18 protein-coding genes are annotated in these 19,753 nt (G+C 70.8%); 7 read left to right on the top strand and 11 right to left on the bottom strand.

What is annotated here, in order from left to right:
• Positions 1–260: 260 nt before the first annotated feature.
• Complete coding sequence (locus V5F61_RS15260) at positions 261–1,247, top strand: NAD(P)H-dependent flavin oxidoreductase (RefSeq protein ID WP_393989685.1); 987 nt, start codon at positions 261–263, stop codon at positions 1,245–1,247.
• Between the two features lie 439 nt (positions 1,248–1,686).
• Here V5F61_RS15260 and V5F61_RS15255 read toward each other — a convergent pair whose 3' ends face one another.
• Positions 1,687–2,130, bottom strand: coding sequence for a nucleoside deaminase (locus V5F61_RS15255; protein ID WP_393989686.1), 444 nt, complete (start codon positions 2,128–2,130; stop codon positions 1,687–1,689).
• A 301-nt stretch (positions 2,131–2,431) separates the two neighbouring features.
• On the opposite strand from V5F61_RS15255, the gene V5F61_RS15250 reads away from it, so the two are divergent.
• Together V5F61_RS15250 and rsmD are read left to right on the top strand one after the other, a co-directional pair.
• Positions 2,432–4,483 (top strand): pseudouridine synthase, encoded by a 2,052-nt coding sequence (locus V5F61_RS15250; RefSeq protein WP_394104051.1) that lies wholly within the window; start codon positions 2,432–2,434, stop codon positions 4,481–4,483.
• A 15-nt stretch (positions 4,484–4,498) separates the two neighbouring features.
• Positions 4,499–5,050 carry a 16S rRNA (guanine(966)-N(2))-methyltransferase RsmD gene (gene rsmD, locus V5F61_RS15245; protein WP_393990046.1) on the top strand — a complete coding sequence of 184 codons (552 nt, stop codon included), beginning with the start codon at positions 4,499–4,501 and terminating at the stop codon, positions 5,048–5,050.
• A gap of 205 nt (positions 5,051–5,255) precedes the next feature.
• Here rsmD and V5F61_RS15240 read toward each other — a convergent pair whose 3' ends face one another.
• Positions 5,256–5,531, bottom strand: coding sequence for a metal-sensitive transcriptional regulator (locus V5F61_RS15240; protein WP_393990045.1), 276 nt, complete (start codon positions 5,529–5,531; stop codon positions 5,256–5,258).
• Between the two features lie 160 nt (positions 5,532–5,691).
• Between V5F61_RS15240 and V5F61_RS15235 the strand changes: the two genes are divergently transcribed.
• Positions 5,692–8,490, top strand: a complete 2,799-nt coding sequence (locus V5F61_RS15235; RefSeq protein ID WP_393990044.1) for a heavy metal translocating P-type ATPase — start codon at positions 5,692–5,694, stop codon at positions 8,488–8,490.
• 117 nt (positions 8,491–8,607) lie between these two features.
• On the opposite strand, the gene hemW is transcribed toward V5F61_RS15235, so the two are convergent.
• From hemW to rph, 3 genes are read right to left on the bottom strand one after another with little or no spacing between them, the layout of a single operon-like run.
• Complete coding sequence (gene hemW / locus V5F61_RS15230; protein WP_393990047.1) at positions 8,608–9,780, bottom strand: radical SAM family heme chaperone HemW; 1,173 nt, start codon at positions 9,778–9,780, stop codon at positions 8,608–8,610.
• Between the two features lie 59 nt (positions 9,781–9,839).
• Positions 9,840–10,475: an RdgB/HAM1 family non-canonical purine NTP pyrophosphatase gene (gene rdgB, locus V5F61_RS15225; RefSeq protein ID WP_393990043.1), complete on the bottom strand. Its 636-nt coding sequence runs from the start codon at positions 10,473–10,475 to the stop codon at positions 9,840–9,842.
• Positions 10,475–11,188, bottom strand: a complete 714-nt coding sequence (gene rph, locus V5F61_RS15220) for a ribonuclease PH (RefSeq protein WP_393990042.1) — start codon at positions 11,186–11,188, stop codon at positions 10,475–10,477. The genes rdgB and rph overlap by 1 nt, the downstream gene beginning before the upstream one ends.
• Positions 11,189–11,337: 149 nt before the next feature.
• Between rph and hrcA the strand changes: the two genes are divergently transcribed.
• Together hrcA and grpE are read left to right on the top strand one after the other, a co-directional pair.
• Positions 11,338–12,468: a heat-inducible transcriptional repressor HrcA gene (gene hrcA / locus V5F61_RS15215; RefSeq protein WP_393990041.1), complete on the top strand. Its 1,131-nt coding sequence runs from the start codon at positions 11,338–11,340 to the stop codon at positions 12,466–12,468.
• Positions 12,469–12,582: 114 nt separating this feature from the next.
• On the top strand, positions 12,583–13,209 hold the full coding sequence (gene grpE / locus V5F61_RS15210) for a nucleotide exchange factor GrpE (RefSeq protein WP_393990040.1): 627 nt from the start codon (positions 12,583–12,585) through the stop codon (positions 13,207–13,209).
• Positions 13,210–13,559: 350 nt separating this feature from the next.
• Here grpE and V5F61_RS15205 read toward each other — a convergent pair whose 3' ends face one another.
• Together V5F61_RS15205 and efp are read right to left on the bottom strand one after the other, a co-directional pair.
• A complete protein-coding gene (locus tag V5F61_RS15205) occupies positions 13,560–13,994 on the bottom strand; it encodes a response regulator (RefSeq protein ID WP_393990039.1) in 435 nt (144 codons plus the stop codon).
• Between the two features lie 230 nt (positions 13,995–14,224).
• Complete coding sequence (gene efp, locus V5F61_RS15200) at positions 14,225–14,794, bottom strand: elongation factor P (RefSeq protein ID WP_393990038.1); 570 nt, start codon at positions 14,792–14,794, stop codon at positions 14,225–14,227.
• Between the two features lie 104 nt (positions 14,795–14,898).
• Between efp and epmA the strand changes: the two genes are divergently transcribed.
• The gene (gene epmA / locus V5F61_RS15195; protein WP_393990037.1) at positions 14,899–15,996 is read left to right on the top strand and encodes an EF-P lysine aminoacylase EpmA; all 1,098 of its coding nucleotides are present in this window, start codon (positions 14,899–14,901) and stop codon (positions 15,994–15,996) included.
• 116 nt (positions 15,997–16,112) lie between these two features.
• On the opposite strand, the gene V5F61_RS15190 is transcribed toward epmA, so the two are convergent.
• The 4 genes from V5F61_RS15190 to V5F61_RS15175 form a co-directional block, all read right to left on the bottom strand.
• Positions 16,113–16,415 (bottom strand): STAS domain-containing protein, encoded by a 303-nt coding sequence (locus tag V5F61_RS15190; RefSeq protein WP_393990036.1) that lies wholly within the window; start codon positions 16,413–16,415, stop codon positions 16,113–16,115.
• The gene (locus V5F61_RS15185) at positions 16,405–18,033 is read right to left on the bottom strand and encodes a Na/Pi symporter (RefSeq protein WP_393990035.1); all 1,629 of its coding nucleotides are present in this window, start codon (positions 18,031–18,033) and stop codon (positions 16,405–16,407) included. Before V5F61_RS15185 ends, V5F61_RS15190 begins: the two co-directional genes overlap by 11 nt.
• 299 nt (positions 18,034–18,332) lie before the next feature.
• Entirely contained in the window at positions 18,333–18,782 is a 450-nt protein-coding gene (locus V5F61_RS15180) for an ATP-binding protein (RefSeq protein WP_393990034.1), read from the bottom strand.
• 291 nt (positions 18,783–19,073) lie between these two features.
• A complete protein-coding gene (locus V5F61_RS15175) occupies positions 19,074–19,751 on the bottom strand; it encodes a GNAT family protein (protein ID WP_393990033.1) in 678 nt (225 codons plus the stop codon).
• Positions 19,752–19,753 lie beyond the last annotated feature (2 nt).

Genomic DNA, 19,753 nt, shown 5'->3' with positions numbered 1-19,753 from the left:
CCAGTCCACCTGTTCCAGGCCCGCACGATAGCAAGGGCGCGGCGTCCACATTCTTACTAAAATACCTCCTACGCGCCATCTCTTGGCCGTTTCGGCGCCCTCCGGCCTGGGCGAACCGAATTGACAGGCGGTTCACCTATAGGTCAACTCCGCCATCCGGCGCGCGCCGGCGGGACGATCCCGCCGCAGCGCGGAAGCGGCGCGCAGAAGGCCGCGGCCGGTCCACAGGCCCCGCCAGAACGGCGGACGGAGGAAACCCCATGCTCGAAACGCCCGTTTGCGCCCCCGCCCCCGCCACGGTGGCCAATCTTCTCGGCCGGCTCGCGGTGCCGGCCATCGCCGCGCCCATGTTCCTGGTCTCGGGACCGGACCTGGTGGCTCAGACCTGCCGGGGCGGCATTCTCGGCACCTTCCCCACCCTCAACGCCCGCACCACTGACCTCTACCGGGACTGGCTCGACGACATCTCCGCCCGCAACGCCGCCCATGCCGGCGCCGCGCCGTTCGGCGTCAACCTCATCGTCCACAAGTCCAACGCCCGCCTCGAAGCGGACCTCAAGGTGACAGTGGAGAAGAAGGTGCCGCTGGTCATCACCTCCCTGGGCGCGGTGCGCGAGGTGGTGGAGGCGGTGCATTCCTACGGCGGTCTCGTGTTCCACGACGTCATCAGCCGCCGCCACGCGGAAAAGGCCATCTCGGCGGGCGCGGACGGCATCATCGCCGTGTGCGCCGGCGCCGGCGGCCATGCCGGCACGCTGAGCCCGTTCGCCCTGGTCGGGGAGATCCGGCGCTTCTTCTCGGGCACCCTGGTGCTGTCGGGCGCCATCTCCACCGGCGCGCATATCGCGGCCGCGCAGGTGATGGGCGCCGACCTCGCCTATCTCGGCACCCGCTTCATCGCCACGCAGGAGAGCCTCGCGGAACAGGAGTTCAAGGAGATGATGCTCGGTTCCGCCGCCGAGGACATCGTCTACACGGATGCCATATCGGGCGTGAACGCCAATTTCCTCAAGCCCTCCATCCTGCGCGCGGGGCTCGATCCCGCCAATCTGCAGAAGCACGGCGGGCTCGACATGGCGAACGAGGCCAAGGCCTGGCGCGACGTGTGGTCCGCCGGCCACGGGGTGGGCGCCGTCGCCGACATTCCGCCCGCGGTGGAGCTGTGCGCCCGCCTCGCCCGCGAGTATGACGCCGCCCTTTCCGCCGCCTGCGCCCGCGCGGCAGCCCGCCGCGACGCCACCGCCTGAGGGCGGCATCGCGCCCGCCTGGACTGGAGGCGGGCGCGTCGCGACCGGGACCGCGGGGGGCCAGAAGACGACGACAGGGGCAATATGCCTTGAGCCGGGGCTTGGGGGCGCAGGTGCTCCTTTCCGCCTGCGAGGGCGCGCCGCAGACGGCCGGTCTGCGGAAGGCGGGAGAGGCGCGGCGCAGGGCGTGGAGGCAGGGCTTGAAGCCGGCGGACGCCACACCTGCGGCGGTGGCTCCCGGCCGCTCGCCAGCTTTTCACCCCTGGAGCGGACGCGGTGCCTGCACTCGTGACCCCTGCCCCGGCCGCTTGGGATGCGGACAGCGCCTCACCCCCAGGCCGGGCCAGCCGACTTTGCCAAGCCGCGCCGGCATTCGCACCCTCCTCCTGCCGCTCACAGGGAAGAAACCGGAGCCGCGCGGAAAGACCGGCCAGTTCCCTCAGCGCCGGTCCTGGAAGAAGGCGCGCAGCACCTCCGCCGCCTGCCGCTCGGCTATGCCGCCGTATACTTCCGGCGCGTGGTGGCAGGTGGGCTGGGAGAAAAAGCGCGGGCCGTTCTCCACCGCCCCGCCCTTGGGATCGGACGCGCCGAAATAGATGCGACGGAGCCGCGCGAACGAGGCAGCGCCAGCGCACATGGCGCACGGCTCCAGCGTCACGTAGAGGTCGCAGTTCATCAGCCGCTCGGATTTCAGCCGCGCCCCGGCGGCGCGGATCACGAGCATCTCCGCATGGGCGGTGGGGTCGTTCAGCTCGCGGGTGCGGTTGCCGTCTCGGGCGAGCACCTCGGTGCCGCGCACCAGCACCGCGCCCACCGGCACCTCGCCGCGCTCGGCGGCGGCCCGCGCCTCGTTGAGCGCCATCTGCATGAAGGTTCCCGACATGTGCGTCCCGTGGCCGTGGTCTGGCTTTGCAGGGCCGCGCGCATCTTCGGGCGAACGGCCGTGCGCGCGGTGAAAATGCGCCGAAGCGCCTATCTGGCATATTCGCGCCATTCAACGAAACGCGAAAAGCGCACCCGGCGCTCGCCGCGCCACAATTGGTGTGCTAGAGGCGGGAGGAACGGTCCCATGCCGCACGCGGCCGGGGACATGCCGCCATTCGTCTCCAACAATCAGATGCAGGGTGTCCGTTCGGCAGGGCTTCGCGCCGAGCCCTGCCGAACGGACATATTCGATTCAGCACATGCCGCGCACCACACCGCCCCGCAAGGACAAGAACAACGTTCCGCGCCTCAAGCGCGAGCTGCCCGCCGCCCCGAAGAAGGAGGCGGAGCGCGTCGCCAAGGTGGTGGCCCGCGCCGGCCTCGCCTCGCGCCGCGAGATCGAGGAATGGATCGCCGCAGGGCGCGTCGCCGTGAATGGCGAGGTGCTCACCAGCCCCGCCGTGACCGTGACGGCGAAGGACAAGATCACGGTGGACGGCGCGCCGCTGCCCGAGAAGGAGCGCACCCGCCTCTTCCTCTACCACAAGCCGCGCGGCGTGGTGACCACCAATCGCGACCCGGAGGGGCGCGCCACCCTGTTCGAGATCCTGCCCAAGGGCCTGCCGCGCCTCGTCAGCGTCGGGCGGCTCGATCTCAATTCGGAAGGCCTGCTGCTGCTCACCAACGACGGTGGCCTCGCCCGCGTGCTGGAGCTGCCCGAAACCGGCTGGCTGCGCCGCTACCGCGTGCGCGCCAATGGCGAGATCGACCAGGCCAAGCTCGACACGCTCATCAAGGGCATCACCGTGGACGGCGTGGAGTACGGCCCTATCGAGGCCGAGCTGGACCGCGTCCAGGGCGCCAACGCCTGGATCACGGTCTCCCTGCGCGAGGGCAAGAACCGCGAGGTGCGCAACGTGCTCGGCGCCCTCGGGCTCAAGGTGAACCGGCTCATCCGCATATCCTACGGGCCGTTCCAGCTCGGCGAAATCCCCGAGTGCGGCATCGACGAGGTGCGCACCCGCGTGCTCAAGGAGCAGATCGGCGCCGAGCTCTCCGCCGCCGCGGGAGCCGATTTCGAGGGGCCCGTGGTGGAGCGCGAGATCGAGCAGGAGCCTGACACCGCCTACCGCCTCGCCACCCGCATGGCGGAGGACCGGGCCGAGCGCGCCGCGGCCAGGGCCGCCAGCGCAGCCGAGCCCCAGGTGCGCGACGAATTCCGCCCCGCCGGCCCCAGGACGCGCCGCCGCATCGCCGAGGACGGCGAGGTGGAGAGCCGCGGCACGGTCGCCGATCGCAAGGGCCGCGCCGTAAAGGTGGAGCGCCTCGCGACCCGCCCCGACGAGCGGCCCGCGCGCGGCGGTACCCGCGATGGCGGCCGGGGCTTCGGACGCCCCTCCGGCGGCCGGCGCTTCGAGGAGGAGGGCCGCGCCCCCTTCCGCGAAGGTGACGAGCGGCCCCGCCGCCCGCGCGGCGAAGGCGCGCCGCGCCGGTTCGAGGACGATCGCCCGCGCCACGGCAAGGGCGGCTTCGGCGGCGGCTCCCGTGAGCGCACCGAGGGCGAGCGCGGACCGCGCAGCTTCCGCCCGCGCGACGGCGAGCGGCGCGACGATTTCCGCCAACGCGAGGACCGGCCGGGGCGCAGCTTCGGCGAGGGCGGCGACAACCGCCGGCCGGCGCACGGCAAGGGCGGCTTCGGCGGCGGCTTCCGTGAGCGCACCGAGGGCGAGCGCGGACCGCGCAGCTTCCGCCCGCGCGACGGCGAGCGGCGCGACGATTTCCGCCAACGCGAGGACCGGCCGGGGCGCAGCTTCGGCGAGGGCGGCGACAACCGCCGGCCGGCGCACGGCAAGGGCGGCTTCGGCGGCGGCTTCCGTGAGCGCACCGAGGGCGAGCGCGGACCGCGCGGCTTCCGCCCGCGTGACGGCGAGCGGCGCGACGATTTCCGCCAACGCGAGGACCGGCCGGGGCGCAGCTTCGGCGAGGGCGGCGAGAACCGCCGGCCGGCGCACGGCAAGGGCGGCTTCGGTGGCGGCTTCCGTGAGCGCGCCGAGGGCGAGCGCGAGCCGCGCGGCGCCGGCTTCTCCGGGCGTTCCGAGGGCGCACCCCGCGGCAAGAGCTTCGGGGGCAAGAGTTTCGGCGACCGGCAGGAGCGCCGGGGGCCGCCGAAGGAAGGCTTCAAGGGCGGCCCGCGTCCTGGCGGCTCCAAGGGCGCCAAGCCCTTCGGCAAGGGTCCCCGCGCGGGCGGCCCCCGGCCGGGTGGTCCCGGCAAAGGCGGCGGCCGCCCCTCCGCCCCGCGCGGCAAGCGCTGAGGCGCGGGGCCTGCCATGCGCATTGTCGGCGGCACGCTGAAAGGGCGGGTGCTGAAGGGCCCCCCCTCCAGCGCCACCCGCCCCACCTCAGACCGGCTGCGCGAAAGCCTGTTCAACGTGCTCGCCCACGCCTATGACGACCCTTGCGCGGGCGCGCGGGTGCTCGATCTCTTCTCCGGCACGGGGGCGCTCGCCATCGAGGCGCTCTCGCGCGGGGCGCGCTTCGCGCTGATGGTGGAGGAGGCCGCCGGCGCGCGCAGCGTGATCCGCGAGAATGTGGAGGCGCTGGGCCTCACCGGCGTCACCAGGATATTCCGGCGCGATGCCACCAAACTCGGCCCCGGCGAGCCTCATACCCTCGTGTTCTGCGACCCGCCCTACGGCAAGGGGCTGGCCGAGGCCGCCCTCGCCTCGGCGCGCGCCGGCGGATGGCTCGCGCCGGCGGCGTTGCTGGTGGTGGAGGAGCGCACCGGCGCCTTCATCGTTCCGGAAGGCTTCCGGGAGCTGGAGCGCCGGCCCTATGACGAGAGCGAGCTGATCTTCCTGGAGCTGGACGCGGCGGCCTGAGCGGCCCAGGCCGCGATACCCCCGTGCCTCTCCCGCGCAAGCCGCGCACCCGTTCATGGGAAAGCGCGAACGCCCCAAGACATGAGCGCGCCGGAGATGCCCCGCTCCTTGCGTGAGCGCTCATGCCGTGCTCCGGCTCATGAGAGAGCGCCCCCGATCTTCCGCGTTTCCCCCGCGGGCCGACATCGGCCCCGCCCGAGGTGCCCTATCGCTCGGAGCGCATGATGACGGCCATCAGCTCGGCGACCTTGCGACGCTGGTCCTCCGCGTCGCCGGCGCGGATGGCGTGCTCCACGCAATGGCCCACGTGATCGCGCAGCACCTCCTCCTCCACCCGCTTCAGGGCGGCGCGGACAGCCGAGATCTGGGTGATGACGTCAATGCAGTAGCGATCCTCCTCCACCATGCGGGAGAGGCCGCGCACCTGGCCCTCGATGCGGCTCAGGCGCTTCTGGACTTGTTCCTTCGTCGGGCTGCGCATGCCTTGCCATATACCCCCATCGGGTATATTGAACAAGCAGCATACCCCCTGGGGGTTTAGAATTGATTTGAATTCTTCCGGGCGTGAGCCAGCTCAAGGCCGCGAGGAGCGGATGGGCCGAGGCTTCGCCCCGCTTTGCGAGAGCCGAGAGGACACGGCCATGGCCCACACACCCGAACAGACCGGCGCTTCCGATTGCTGCGGCGGCAAGGCCGCGCCGGCGGCGACCGCCATCGATCCGGTCTGCGGCATGCAGGTTCCCGCCACCGCCGGGCAGCCCACAAGCACCTTCGAGGGCAAAGCCTATTTCTTCTGCTGCGAAGGCTGCAAGACAACCTTCGATGCGGACCCGGCACGCGCCATCGCCAACGCGCCGGCGCCGCTGGAGCTGCCTGCGGCCGGGGCGGGAGCCGCGCCCAAGGCCGGCGCCTGCTGCGGCGGTCATGACCACGCGGGACACGACCACGCGGCACATGACCATACGGGGCATGACCACTCCGCCCATGCCGCGCCCGCCGCCGCCAAGGTGAAGGACCCGGTCTGCGGCATGGACGTGGACCCCTCCCCCGAGGCCGGCAAGCCGAGCAGCACCTATGGCGGCAAGAGCTTCCATTTCTGCTGCAACGGCTGCAAGACCAAGTTCGAGGCCAACCCGGAGCAATATCTCGCCCCGGTCGTCGATCCCGTCTGCGGCATGAGCGTGGAGCCGGGAACCGCGAAATACGCCGCCCGCCACGCCGGCAAGACCTATTTCTTCTGCTCGTCCTCCTGCGAGACCAAGTTCAAGGCCGATCCCGCCGTCTACACCGGCGAGAAGGCGCCCCCGCCCCCCGCCGAGGTGCCCGAGGGCACCATCTACACCTGCCCCATGGACCCCGAGATCCGGCAGGTGGGGCCCGGCATCTGCCCCATCTGCGGCATGGCGCTGGAGCCGGAGCTCGTCACCCTCGACGAGGGCCCGAACCACGAGTTGCAGGACATGACGCGCCGGTTCTGGATCGGCGTCGCGCTCACCCTCCCGGTGTTCGTGCTGGAGATGGGGCAGCATCTGCTGGGCCTGCACCTGCTGCCGCAGCAGATCTCGAATTATGTCCAGTTCCTGCTCGCCACCCCGGTGGTGCTGTGGGTGGGCAAGCCCTTCTTCGAGCGCGCATGGCTCTCGCTGAAGACGCGCAACTTCAACATGTTCACCCTCATCGGCATGGGCACGGGCGTCGCTTATGCCTATTCGCTGGTGGCCACCTTCCTGCCCGGCCTGTTCCCGGCCGAGTTCCACACCCATGACGGGGCGGTCGCGGTCTATTTCGAGGCGGCGGCGGTCATCACCGTTCTGGTGGCGCTCGGCCAGGTGCTGGAGCTGCGGGCGCGCGACCGCACATCCGGCGCCATCAGGTCGCTGCTCTCCCTCGCCCCCAAGACCGCCCTCCTCGTGCAGGCCGACGGCACCGACGCGGAGGTGGCGCTGGATCTCGTCGCCCCCGGCAACCTGCTGCGCGTGCGCCCCGGCGAGAAGGTGCCGGTGGACGGCATCGTCACCGAGGGCCGCGCGGTGGTGGACGAAAGCCTCGTCACCGGCGAAGCCATGCCCGTCTCCAAGGAAGCGGGCGAGCGCGTCATCGGCGGCACGGTGAATTCCTCCGGCGCCTTCGTGATGCGGGCCGACAAGGTGGGCCGCGACACCGTCCTCTCGCAGATCGTGCAGATGGTGGCCGCCGCCCAGCGCTCGCGCGCGCCCATTCAGCGCCTCGCCGATCAGGTCTCCGGCTGGTTCGTGCCGGCGGTCGTGGCGGCCGCCGCGGTGGCCTTCGCCGTGTGGCTGGCGGTGGGGCCGGAGCCGAGCCTTACCTTCGCGCTCATGGCCGCCGTCTCGGTGCTCATCATCGCCTGCCCCTGCGCGCTGGGGCTTGCCACGCCCATGTCCATCATGGTGGGCGTGGGGCGCGGCGCCCAGCTCGGCGTGCTCGTGAAGAACGCCGAGGCGCTGGAGCGCATGGAGAAAGTGGACGTGGTGGTGGTGGACAAGACCGGCACCCTCACCGAGGGCAAGCCCAAGGTGGTGGCGGTCCAGCCCCTGCGCGGCTTCGAGCCGAACGACGTGCTGCGGCTCGCCGCCAGCCTGGAGCGGTCCAGCGAGCATCCCCTCGCCGCCGCCATCGTCGCCGAGGCAAAGGCGCGCGACCTCGCCCTGGCCGAGCCCTCGGACGTGGAGAGCCCGGCCGGCAAGGGCATCTCCGGCGCCATCGAAGGGCGGGTCGTGGTCATCGGCCACGCCGCCTTCCTGGGCGAGCACAACGTGCATACCGACCACCTCACCGCCGCCGCCGAGCGCTACCAGAAGGAGGGCGCCACCGCCGTGCTGGTGGCGGTGGACGGCCACGCCGCCGGCGTCATCGCCGTCGCCGACCCGGTGAAGAGCACCACCGACGCCGCCCTGAAGCGCCTTGGCCGCGACGGCGTGCGCGTGGTGATGCTGACCGGAGACAACCGGACCACGGCGCTGGCCGTCGCCAAGCGGCTCGGCATCGAGGAGGTGGAGGCCGAGGTGCTGCCCGACCACAAGGCCGCGGTGGTGGAGCGCCTGCGCAAGGAGGGCCACGTGGTGGCCATGGCCGGCGACGGCGTGAACGACGCCCCCGCTTTGGCGGTGGCCGACGTGGGCATCGCCATGGGCACGGGCACGGACATCGCCATGGAAAGCGCCGGCATCACCCTGCTGAAGGGCGACCTGCTCGGCATCTGCCACGCCCGCTCGCTCTCCAGGGCGACCATGTCAAACATCCGCCGCAACCTGCTGTTCGCATTCATCTACAATGCGGCGGGCGTGCCCATCGCGGCGGGCATCCTCTATCCGGTCATCGGGCTGCTGCTGTCGCCCATGGTGGCGGCGGCGGCCATGGCGCTCTCCTCCGTGAGCGTCATCACCAACGCCCTGCTGCTGCGGGCATGGCGGCCGGAGTGAAAGGAAGGGGCGCCGCCCCGTCCGGTCACGAGCGGCTCACGCCGTCGGCCCCGGTCCGCGAGTGGCGCCGACGGGCTTGAGCAAAGGCCCATGAGCCACGCTTGCGGGCCTTCGGCATCAGCCGCTCGCAAGCGCGGCGATGACCGCGTTGAGCACCGGAAAGCCCTCGGCGGTCGCCATCAGCCGGGAGCCGCGCCGCATCACCAGCCCCTGCTCCTCCAGCGCGGCGATGCCCGCCTCCGCGAGCGGCCGGCCGGCGAGGCGGGCGTGGCGTTCGAGGTCCACGCCTTCCTTCAGGCGCAGGCCCATGAGCAGCATCTCATCCGCCTGTTCCGCGCGTGAGAGGAGCTCGTCGCTGACGATGCCGTGGCCGGCGCGTTCCACGTGGCCGAGCCAGGCGTCCGGCATCTTCTCCACATAGGTGGCGCGGCGCTCGCCCTCCACCGCGATGCGCCCGTGGGCGCCGGGGCCGATGCCGGCATAGGTGCCATAGCGCCAGTAGACGAGATTGTGCCGCGCTTCGGCGCCGGGCCGGGCGTGGTTGGAAATCTCGTAGGCGGGCAGGCCGGCGGCGGCGGTCACCTCCTGCGTCACGTCCCACAGGGCGCGGGAGAGGTCGTCGTCGGGCAATATGAGCTTGCCGGCGCCGTAGAGCCGCTCGAAGGGCGTGCCGGGCTCGATGGTGAGCTGGTAGAGCGAGAGGTGCTCGCACCCCTCGGCCAGCGCCCGCTCCAGCTCCCGCGCCCAGGCTTCCGGAGTCTGGCGCGGGCGGGCGTAGATGAGGTCGAACGACACCCGCTCGAACGCCGCGCGGGCGATGCCCACCGCCTTCAGCGCCTCCTCCACCGTGTGCATGCGGCCGAGGTTCCTCAGGTCGTCGTCCTCAAGCGCCTGCACGCCGAGGGAGACCCGGTTGACCCCCGCCGCCCCGTAGCCGTGGAAGCGCGCGGACTCCACCGAGGTGGGGTTGGCCTCCAGCGTGATCTCGGCGCCGGCGGCGAGCGGCCATGCCGCATCAATGGCCTCGAGGATGCCGCCCACCGTCTCCGGCGTCATCAGCGAGGGCGTGCCGCCGCCGAAGAACACGGTCTCCGCCCGCCGGGGGCCGGTGAGGGCGCGCATGTGGGCGATCTCCCGCCGGTAGGCGGAAAGAAAGCGCTCCTGGTCCGGCGCCTCGCGCCGCACATGGGAGTTGAAGTCGCAATAGGGGCACTTGGCGAGGCAGAACGGCCAATGCACGTAGACGCCGAAGCCGCCCTCGGCGGACGTGTCCGCCCCCTCCCCCGCCAGCGGAGGAAGGTGCGTCGCGCGCGGTGAATGGGGGGCGCCCAAGTCCGCAGTCTCCACCGTCACGCCTTGAGACACGCCTGGGAGAGCTGCAGGAAGGCACGGGCGCGGTGCGACAGGCCGAAGCCCCTGGGCGGCATGGAGTGCTTCTCCTCCGCCGTCATCTCCGCGAAAGTGCGGGTGTGGCCCTCGGGCACGAACATGGGATCGTAGCCGAAGCCCTTGGCGCCGCGCGGCGGCCACACCAGCGAGCCTTCCACCACGCCCCGGAACTCCTCCAGGTGCCCGTCCGGCCAGGCGATGCACAGGGCCGAGACGAAGCGCGCCCGGCGCTGTTCGGGCGCGGTGGCGCCGGCCTTCTCCAGCTCGGCCTGGACCTTCTCCATGGCCATCTCGAAGTCGCGGTCCGGCCCCGCCCAGCGGGCGGTGTGGATGCCCGGCGCGCCACCGAGCGCATCCACCACGAGGCCGGAATCGTCCGCGAAGGCGGGGAGCTGCGCCGCGCCCGCCGCCGCCTCGGCCTTCAGCCGGGCATTGCCCTCGAAGGTGTCGGCGGTTTCCTCGGGCTCGGGCAGGCCGAGCTCGCCGGCGGAGACCGCATCCACCCCGAACGGCTCCAGCAGCATGCGCATCTCGATGAGCTTGCCGGGATTGTGGGTGGCGACCACGAGCCGCCCGGTGAGGATGCGGTGGGCCATCAGGCGATCGCCTTCTTCTGCAGTTCCACCAGTTGCTCCACCCCGCTGCGGGCGAGGCCGAGCAGGGAGAGAAGCTCGTCCTGCGAGAACGGGGTCTTCTCGGCCGTGCCCTGGATCTCGACGATGCCGCCGGAGCCGGTCATCACGAAGTTGGCGTCGGTCTCGGCCACCGAATCCTCGGCATAGTCGAGGTCGAGCACCGGCGTGCCCTCGTAGATGCCGCAGGAGACGGCCGCCACGTGCTCCTTCAGGGGCATCTCGCGGATCATGGAGCGCGCGCGCATCCAGGAGAGGCAGTCGTGGAGCGCGATCCAGGCGCCGGTGATGGAGGCGGTGCGGGTGCCGCCGTCGGCCTGGAGCACGTCGCAGTCGATGGTGATCTGCTTCTCGCCCATGGCGACGAGATCCGTCACCGAGCGCAGGGAGCGGCCGATCAGGCGCTGAATCTCCTGGGTGCGGCCGGAGGGGCGCCCGGTGGTGGATTCGCGCCGGGTGCGGTCATGGGTGGCACGCGGCAGCATGGAATATTCGGCGGTGACCCAGCCCCGGCCCTGGCCCTTCAGCCACGGCGGCAGGCGCTCTTCCAGGGTGGCGGAAACCAGCACGTGGGTGTCGCCGAACTTCACGAGGCAGGAGCCTTCCGCGTGGCGCATCACGCCCCGTTCGAATGAAACGGCGCGCATCTCGTTGCTGGCGCGCTTGCTGGGGCGCATGGCGTATTCCTTCATGTCTCTCGCTTCGGGCGCTCCTTTTGGAGCGGCGGGGGCGAAACCGCAAGGGCGGGACGGCTGCAACACGCTTGAAGCGGAGGGCGGGAGGCGACACATATAGGGCAGCCGCCCCCGCGGCCGCCGCGTGCGGGATGGCCCCAGACAAGGCGTGCGCATCCGTGGCGATCGATCCTCTCTTCTCCCTGTCCTCCGGCGCCCTCGCGCAGATCGACGCCCGCGCGCGCGAGATCTTCCGCCAGATCGTGGAGAGCTATCTCGCCACCGGCGAGCCCGTGGGCTCGCGCAACATCTCCCGCCTCATCCCCATGACGCTTTCGCCCGCCTCGGTGCGCAACGTGATGGCGGACCTGGAGGCGGCGGGCCTCATCTATGCGCCCCACACCAGCGCCGGGCGCCTGCCCACGGAACGGGGCCTGCGCTTCTTCGTGGACGCCCTGATGGAGGTGGGCGACGTCAACGAGCGCGACCGCACCAGCATCGAGACCCAGGTGATGGCCGCCGCCCGCAACACCACCGTGGAAGGGGTGCTGCAGGAGGCGTCCACCCTGCTCTCCGGCCTCGCGCGGGGGGCGGGCGTGGTCACCGCCACCAAGACCGACCCGCGCCTGAAGCATGTGGAGTTCGTGCCCCTCGACCCCGGCCGGGCGCTGGTGATCCTCGTCTCCGAGGACGGGCAGGTGGAGAACCGGGCGGTGGGGCTGCCGCCGGGCCTGCCGGTGTCCGCCCTCACGGAAGCCACCAACTTCCTCAATGCCCACATCCGCGGCCGCACCCTGGCGGAGGCGCGGGCGGAAATGGAGAGCCTGCTCGCCGAGCTGCGGCGCGACCTCGACGCCATCACCGCGCGGGTGGTGGAGGAAGGGCTCGCCTCCTGGTCCGGCGACGACCCGGCTGAGCGCAAGCTGATCGTGCGCGGGCAGGCAAAGCTGCTGGAGGACCTCCACGCGTTGGAGGACCTGGAGCGCATCCGCCTGCTGTTCGACGACCTCGAGTCGAAGCGCGAGGTGGTGGACCTCCTGGGCCGCGCCGAGGAAGCGCAGGCGCTGCGCATCTTCATCGGCTCGGAGAACCGGTTGTTCTCCCTGTCCGGCTCCTCCACCATCGTGGCCCCCTACCGCGACGGCCAGGGGCGGGTTTTGGGCGTGCTCGGCGTCATCGGGCCCACACGGCTCAATTATGGGCGCATCGTGCCCATGGTGGACTTCACCGCCCGCCTCGTGAGCCGGGTGCTCGGCGCGCCGGGAGCGGGCGACGCGGCCTGATGGCGCGTCCCCATCTGATCGCGCAGGCTTGATTTTTGCCCTCCGCGCTCCGATATGCCGTGGGATCAACGGCAGGTCCGCACGGACCTTCTCCAGCCAAAAAGGAAAGACCGGATGAGCGAGCAGACGCGCGCGCCGGAGACCGGCGACGGCATCGAGGACACGGGGCTCAATCAGGCGGGCGCTCCCGAGGCGGGCGCTCCGGCAGAGCCCTCGCTACAGGCAGAGAAAGAGCGCCTGGAGGCGGAGATCGCCGCGCTGAAGGACAAGTATCTGCGCGCCTTCGCCGAGGCCGAGAACGTGCGCCGCCGCGCCGACAAGGAAATCGCCGACGTCAAGGTCTACGGCATCGCCTCCTTCGCCCGCGACATGCTGACGGTCGCCGACGACCTCAGCCGCGCCCTCTCCGCCGTGGACGATGAGACCAAGGACCAGGCCGAGGGCGCCGTGAAGGCGCTGCTCGAAGGCATCGAGATCACCGAGCGCGGCCTTGCCCAGGCGCTGGAAAAGCACAAGATCCGCCGCATCGAGCCGCGCGGCGAGAAGTTCGACCCCAACCTGCACCAAGCCATGTTCGAGGTGCCGGACCCGTCCGTGCCCAACGGCACGGTGGTGCAGGTGGTGCAGGCCGGCTACGTCATCGGTGAGCGCGTGCTGCGCCCGGCCATGGTGGGCGTCGCCCGCGGCGGCCCCAAGGCCGAGGCCCCCGCGCCCGAGGCCAAGCCGGAAGGCCAGGCCTGACGGCAAGGCAGCGACGGGCGGGCTTGCGGTCCGCCCGGAGCCAGTCTCTGGCGGGGAGCGAGGGGGATCATCCAGGCGCGAAAGTTCCGCCCCCCGTGGAAGTCCCCATTCCCCAACATCCTTAAGAGCACCGCAAGTGGCGTGTTGTGGCTTGGGCCTGCGGCGCCGCGCGGTCGCTAGCGGGCGCCAGCCCCCCTTCCGCCCGCTCCAGCTCGCGGACATCGCTCTATATCTTTGGGTTGACGCGCCTTCCCCACGCGAGCCGACATCCACTTCGCGCGAACGCGCTCCATCTGCCGACGCACGATCCTCTGCGCGCAAGCCGGCCGGACGCGCCGCCCGAATGCGCTTCAGGTGCGCTCCCGGAGCAGGGCGGGATGGCGCGCCACTCCGTCGCCGGAAGCGAGGCCGTCCCCGCCCGCACGACCGTTCACGATGGTGACGAGGGCGTCCGCAATCATGCGGCCGGTAAAGGGCTTGGCCACGCGCGGACGGTCTGCCAGGGCGCGCGGCACGGGCTCCCGTCCGGTGAAGGCGGAGCAGAACACGAAAGGCACGCCCCGGTCCGCCAGCATAGCCGCCGCGGGAAAGACGCTCTCGCTGCCGAGGCTCACATCCAGAAGGGCTGCATCAAGGCTTTCGCTGCCGGCTGCCGCCATGGCCGCCGAGAGGCTCGCCACGGGCCCCACCACATCGCACCCGAGGGTACGCAGCTCACCTTCCAGGCCCAGGGCGACCAGGAACTCGTCTTCCACGACGAGCACCCGCAATCCCGCGAGGTCCATGGTGTCACGCCTTTCGCCCGTGGGCCACGGCGCGTGAACGCCGCGGCGCCTTTCCCGGCCCTCCCCTCCGGCCGCCCCGGCACGAGGACGGGGCTGGACCGGCAGGCTTCGGCCGTTTTCCGCTCAACGGGCGGCGGGGGCGAAAGTTCCCTGGGTCTTTAGGCGTAAGGCTCCGACACGAAAGGCTTCGCCATCACGCAGCGGGCCGCGCGATGGCGAAAGCGGAACGATCAGTCCTTGGCGCGTTCCACGTAGGAGCCGTCAGCGGTCATCACGACCACGCGGGTGCCGGAGGAAACGTGCGGGGGGACCATGGTGCGCACGCCGTTGGAAAGCACGGCCGGCTTGTAGGAGGAAGAGGCGGTCTGGCCCTTCACGGTGGGCTCGGTGTCCACGATCTCCAGGGTGACGCGCGCCGGCAGCTCGATGGCGATGGGGTTGCCATTGTGGGTGGAAAGCATGCACTCCATGCCTTCCTGCAGATACACGGCAAGGTCGCCCATCACTTCCTTGGAGACCGTCACCTGATCGAAGGTCTCGGGATTCATGAAGGTATAGCCTTCCGAATCCTCGTAAAGGAAGGTGTGCGGGCGGTCTTCCACGAAGGCGCGCTCCACCTGCTCGGTGGTACGGTAACGCTCGGAGATCTTCACGCCATCGGAGATGCGGCGCATGTCGAGCTGCGTGACCGGCGTGCCCTTGCCGGGATGGATGTTCTCGGCGGTGAGCACCACATAGAGCTTGTCGTCGATATCGACCACATTGCCTTTGCGCAGGGAGCTGGCGATGACCTTGACCACGTCGCGTCTTCCTCGAACTTCTCGCGGCGGCACGCCGCTTATCTTCGTCGGCGCGCACCATACCCATCTTGACGCCGAGCGCCACCCTCGCGGAGGCGTTTCGGATGCCCAATCCGGCTTGTGAAGGACGTTTCCCCGTGAAACTGGTATCTGGCTCCGGCCAAAGCCCCTGGTGGGACCGGGAGGTCCACGCCGACCGCCGCCCCTTTCTCCTGGCCCGGGGCCGCATCACGGCGGCGGTGCGGGCCTGGTTCCTGGCGCGGGATTTCATGGAGGTGGAAACGCCCGTCCTCCAGGTCTCGCCCGGCAATGAGGCGCACCTGCACGCCTTCGCGACCGAGATCATCGCGCCGGACGGCGACCGCCGCACGCTCCACCTGCGCACCTCGCCCGAATTCGCCGCGAAGAAGCTGCTGGCGGCGGGCGAGCCGCGCATCTTCGAGCTGGCGCGCGTGTTTCGGAACCGGGAGCGGGGCATGGCCCACCATCCCGAGTTCACCATGCTGGAATGGTACCGGGCAGGCGCCTCCTACGCGGAGCTGATGGAGGATTGCACCGCGCTGCTGCAACTCGCCGCCCGTACGGGCGGCGTTGGCGCTTTCGCCTATCGCGGCGCGGCGTGCGATCCGTTCGCGGAGCCCGAGCGCCTCACCCTCACTGAGGCGTTCGCGCGCCATGCGGGCATCGACCTGCCCGCCACCCTGCCCGCCCCCGGGCTGCCCACGGACCCGGCGCCGCTCGCGGCGGCCGCCCGCTCCGCCGGCATCCGCGTGGCGGCGGACGACGGCTGGGCGGATATCTTCTCGAAAGTGCTGGTGGAGCGGGTGGAGCCCCACCTTGGCATGGGGCGCCCCACCTTCCTGTGCGACTACCCGCTGACCGAGGCCGCCCTGGCGCGCCCCAAGGCCGAAGACCCGCGCTTCGCCGAGCGGTTCGAGTTCTATGCCTGCGGGCTGGAGCTGGCCAACGCCTTCGGCGAACTCACCGACCCCGCCGAGCAGCGCCGGCGCTTCGCCCACGAGATGGAGCTCAAGAGCCGCCTCTACGGCGAGCGCTATCCCCTCGACGAGGACTTCCTGGCCGCGCTGGCGCAGATGCCCGATGCCGCCGGCTGCGCCCTGGGCTTCGACCGGCTGGCGATGCTGGCGACGGGCGCCCGGCGCATTGAGGACGTGCTGTGGGCGCCGGTGGCGGCGCCCTGAGGCCCGAGCGTTTTCGAGCGAAGCGGAAGCCGACTCGCGCACGAGGAAAACGCATCAATCCATGAGACCGGAGGGCTTCCCCGATCCATGAAACGGGAACCCCCTTCAGGGCGCGCTCAGGAAATCTCGAACAGGGTCGAGAAGCCGGAGATGTCGAACACCTCACGGATCTGCGGCTGAAGCGAGGTGAGCGCCAGCCGGCGCTTGGCATTGCGCATGGCCTTGCCCGCCACCAGCAGGGCGCGCAGGCCGGAGGAGGAGACATAGTCCACCCCGGCGAGATTGACGACGATGGCGCCGTCGCTCATGGAGACCACGTCCATCAGGCTGGTCTCGAATGGCTTGGCGTTCGGCGTGTCGAGCCGCCCCGCCACCTTCAGCAGGATTCCGCCGTCCACCTGCTCACGCTCAATGTGCATGGATGCCGTCCTGCTCCGCTGACATCGTCTCGTCACTGGCCTTATCGTCATTCGCGACCGGGCGCAACGCCACCGCAGTTCTGCGGATCAGCCAGATCGCGCGTTCGAACAGGCTGGTGGCCAGCAGCAGGCGGCGCGCATCCTCGCCCGTGCCGATGCTGGCCCCCACCAGGCTGCGGCGAATGCGCGTCAGCAGTTCGCTGCGGTCGGCGGTCAGCGTCGCGATGACCTCGTAATCGTCGGCGCCCTCTGCGTCCGCCAGGGACAGGACGATCACGCGCAGCGACTCGGAAAGGTTGAAGGCGAGCTGGGGCGGGGTGTCGTAGCTCTCCACCACCTCGGCAAAATCGTGCAGCGTGTCCTGCAGCACGCGGATCATTTCCATCAGCGCCTGCTGCTGGAGCGCGATGTCGAGGGTTTCGCGCTCCGGCGCCCGGCCGATGAGATCGGTCAGGAAGCCCTCGGTGGTGCGCGCGATGGAGGCCGCGCCGCGCCACAGGGCCAGCCGCTCGCCCGCGCCCGGCGCCTCCGCCACGTCGAGGTCCGGCAGCAGGGTGGGCAGAAGCTGGATCAGCCGCCGGATCTCCTTCTCCGAAAGGTCGAGCGCGGTGGCTGGCGCCTCCAGGGCGCGATCGTGGACATAGCGCGGGCGCGAGGCGCCGTCTTCCAGCGTGGGCGGACTGAAGCGAATGGCGATCGCCTCGGCGGCGGCGCGCCCGAAGGCCACCGGCACTGCGCCCGCGAGCTGAAGGGCGAGGAACAGCAGCGAAAGCGACAGCGCCGCCTTGCCCCCGCCAAGGGCGGCAAGGGTCGCCGCGGGATCTCCTCCCGCCAGGCCGGCGCCTAGCCACACCGCAAGCACCGCCACGCAGCCGATGAGCTTCACCAGGATGTGGGCATAGCAGAGCTGCCGCCCGGTGCCTTCCAGCCCCCCGGCGGCCACCAGGGTCGCGAGGCCGGAGCCCAGATTGGCGCCAAGCACCACGTAGAAGGCGGAATCGAGCCCCAGCACCGCCGACTGCAGCAGCGCCAGAACCAGAATGGTGGGCGTGGAGGAGGACTGGCTGAGGGCGGCCGCCGCCAGGCCGAGCGCGAAGCCCACCCAGGGCGTGAGGCCGCCATCGATGAAAGCGGCAAGAGCGGCGGGATCGATGGCGCGGGGCCCCTGCTTGATGAAGTCGAGCCCCAGCAGCGCCAGCGCCAGGCCCAGCGCCACGCCCATCCACTCGCGCCAGGCCGGGCGGCGATCAAGCCGGAGCTGGAAGCCGAACCCCACCAGCGCCAGGAGGTAAAATATAACCAAACGGAAATCGATGGCGGCAACGAACACCAGCGCCGCAGTGCCCACATTGGCGCCGGCCACCACCGGAATGGCATCCCGCGTGGTGAGCACGCCGCCGCGCACGAGATTGCCGCAGATGATGGCAACCGCGTTGCTGGACTGGGTGGCCGCGCCGGCAAGGCTGCCGGAGACGAGCCCGGTCAAGGGCGAGCGGGTGGCACGGCGCAGCAGATGCCGCACGCCGCGACCCGTGGCCTGCTGGAGATGGGACGAAAGCGACTTGAGGCCGACGAACAGCAGCCCGAGGCCGGCGAGGATTTCCGCCAAGATCAACATGAGCGCGTCATGGGCATGCCGGCCCGTGTCCCCCGTGCCCGTGCGGTGAGCCCACGCGCCAGCACGGCTTTCGGCGCGGGCGACCGCGGCCAATGGCGGCACGCGGCGCAGCGTTTCAGATGCAGAGGCGCTGTCATACCGGCGTCTCATGACATCTTTGCGACGCCACTCAAAACCACCCGGCACCAGTTTCCATAAGGGTTTAGGTGTGAGGCCACCTCACGCAAGGGGAAGCGCCCGCGCCACCCGACACGCTCATCCCCACCTCCTCGAAGGCAGCCCCCGCCGCGCGCAAGCGCCTATTGGACGGCCGGGGCCGCCACCATGGTCAGGCGGTTCTCGTTCCCCTCCCGGCGATAGACCAGGCTCTCGAGGAAATGGCGCATGAGCTGCACCCCATGGCCGCCGATCCTGGCATCCTCGATGGCGGCGACCGCCTCCGGCTCGGCGATGGTGGTGGGGTCGAAGGCGATGCCGTTGTCGATGAGCTCGACAGCCACCCGCCCGCCCGGCATCCGGTGGACCTCGACGCGGATGTCCGGATCGTGCGCCACTTGGTGGAAGCCGTAGGAGATGACGTTGGTCAGCGCCTCCTCTAGCGAAAGCTCAAGGCCGAAACGCATGGCCTGCGGCCAATCTTCCTTCTCGGCCATGGCGCCGAGCCAGGAGGTGACATCCGAAATGGAGGCGATGTCCGCGCCGACCCGCAGCGCAGAGATCAGGGTGTCGGTGGCGGGGGGCGTCATCATCACCGCAGCTCAGGTCGGGGCCGCGCTGGCGGCGCCCGCCGCAAAGCCCCCTCGCACGGCGGCGCCCCTGCGCGCAAAAGTGCGGAGGCCGATCGAGACGATGAGGGCGGTTTCCGGCGCCCGCGATGAGTTTTCCGTCTTCATTCCCGCGGAACTTTCGAACTGGGGCCACCGCGCGCCGGCCTAAACGGCGGCTCGCCTCTCGCTTCACCCGCGAAATGCAGTCTAAAGCATTTCCGCGTCCCGTTGAATTGCAAAAATGCTTCGGGGTTGCTGAGGCGTGTGCGGTCTTCAGGCGCCCGCGGGCAGCGGCCGCGCGAACATCACGCCCACGGTACCGCTGGGCAGGCGCGTGCGCGCATAGCCGCGCCAACCTTCGGCGAAAAGCGCCCTCTGCCGGTCGAAATCGAGCGGATCAGCGACCACCACCACCTCGGGGTCGTGGCGGGAGCCGTCGCGCAGCATCACGTAGCGGGCGTAGCCGCCGAAGAAGAGCTCGATGCCGACAATGGGAAAGCCGCCGGAGAGCAGGTTCGACCAGCTGCCCGGATTGACCGGCGCCGCCGTGGAGAACAGCACCATGTCACGTGGGGCGATGGCCACCCGCTCGGCGATGGTCATACGCTGCAGCCCATGGCCCCGGTAATCCGGATGCACGGAGGCCCCCGCGAGCCGCCCCACGGGGGTTCCGGCCGGCAGGTTCAGCAGCCGGTGCGGGCCGTCCTCGGGGGTGTGGTCGTGCTGGAGGATGCCGTAGGCGACGAGATCGGCCCCTTCGAACAGGCCGATGGTGCGCCCGCGCCCGGCGAGGATGCCCTCGAAATAGGCGCGACTTTCGGGCTTTACGATCTCCGGCCGGGCGACGGGACCGATGGAGAGGCGGTGCAGGGCCTCCATCGCGTCGAGGTCGTCGGGCCCGAGCTCGCGAGAGCGGACGGAGTGCATCGGTTGGGCAGCGCTGAGAGCCATGA

It is taken from the genome of Xanthobacter sediminis (assembly GCF_043195015.1).
Lineage (GTDB): Bacteria > Pseudomonadota > Alphaproteobacteria > Rhizobiales > Xanthobacteraceae > Xanthobacter.
This window is presented reverse-complemented; position numbering and strand designations above follow the sequence as displayed.

Coding starts and splice junctions, on each gene's coding strand:
- V5F61_RS15260 (WP_393989685.1), top strand. CDS start 261: ATGCTCGAAACGCCCGTTTGCGCCCCCGCCCCCGCCACGGTGGCCAAT.
- V5F61_RS15255 (WP_393989686.1), bottom strand. CDS start 2,130: ATGTCGGGAACCTTCATGCAGATGGCGCTCAACGAGGCGCGGGCCGCC.
- V5F61_RS15250 (WP_394104051.1), top strand. CDS start 2,432: ATGCCGCGCACCACACCGCCCCGCAAGGACAAGAACAACGTTCCGCGC.
- rsmD (WP_393990046.1), top strand. CDS start 4,499: ATGCGCATTGTCGGCGGCACGCTGAAAGGGCGGGTGCTGAAGGGCCCC.
- V5F61_RS15240 (WP_393990045.1), bottom strand. CDS start 5,531: ATGCGCAGCCCGACGAAGGAACAAGTCCAGAAGCGCCTGAGCCGCATC.
- V5F61_RS15235 (WP_393990044.1), top strand. CDS start 5,692: ATGGCCCACACACCCGAACAGACCGGCGCTTCCGATTGCTGCGGCGGC.
- rdgB (WP_393990043.1), bottom strand. CDS start 10,475: ATGGCCCACCGCATCCTCACCGGGCGGCTCGTGGTCGCCACCCACAAT.
- rph (WP_393990042.1), bottom strand. CDS start 11,188: ATGCGCCCCAGCAAGCGCGCCAGCAACGAGATGCGCGCCGTTTCATTC.
- hrcA (WP_393990041.1), top strand. CDS start 11,338: ATGGCCCCAGACAAGGCGTGCGCATCCGTGGCGATCGATCCTCTCTTC.
- grpE (WP_393990040.1), top strand. CDS start 12,583: ATGAGCGAGCAGACGCGCGCGCCGGAGACCGGCGACGGCATCGAGGAC.
- V5F61_RS15205 (WP_393990039.1), bottom strand. CDS start 13,994: ATGGACCTCGCGGGATTGCGGGTGCTCGTCGTGGAAGACGAGTTCCTG.
- epmA (WP_393990037.1), top strand. CDS start 14,899: ATGCCCAATCCGGCTTGTGAAGGACGTTTCCCCGTGAAACTGGTATCT.
- V5F61_RS15190 (WP_393990036.1), bottom strand. CDS start 16,415: ATGCACATTGAGCGTGAGCAGGTGGACGGCGGAATCCTGCTGAAGGTG.
- V5F61_RS15185 (WP_393990035.1), bottom strand. CDS start 18,033: ATGTTGATCTTGGCGGAAATCCTCGCCGGCCTCGGGCTGCTGTTCGTC.
- V5F61_RS15180 (WP_393990034.1), bottom strand. CDS start 18,782: ATGATGACGCCCCCCGCCACCGACACCCTGATCTCTGCGCTGCGGGTC.
- V5F61_RS15175 (WP_393990033.1), bottom strand. CDS start 19,751: ATGGCTCTCAGCGCTGCCCAACCGATGCACTCCGTCCGCTCTCGCGAG.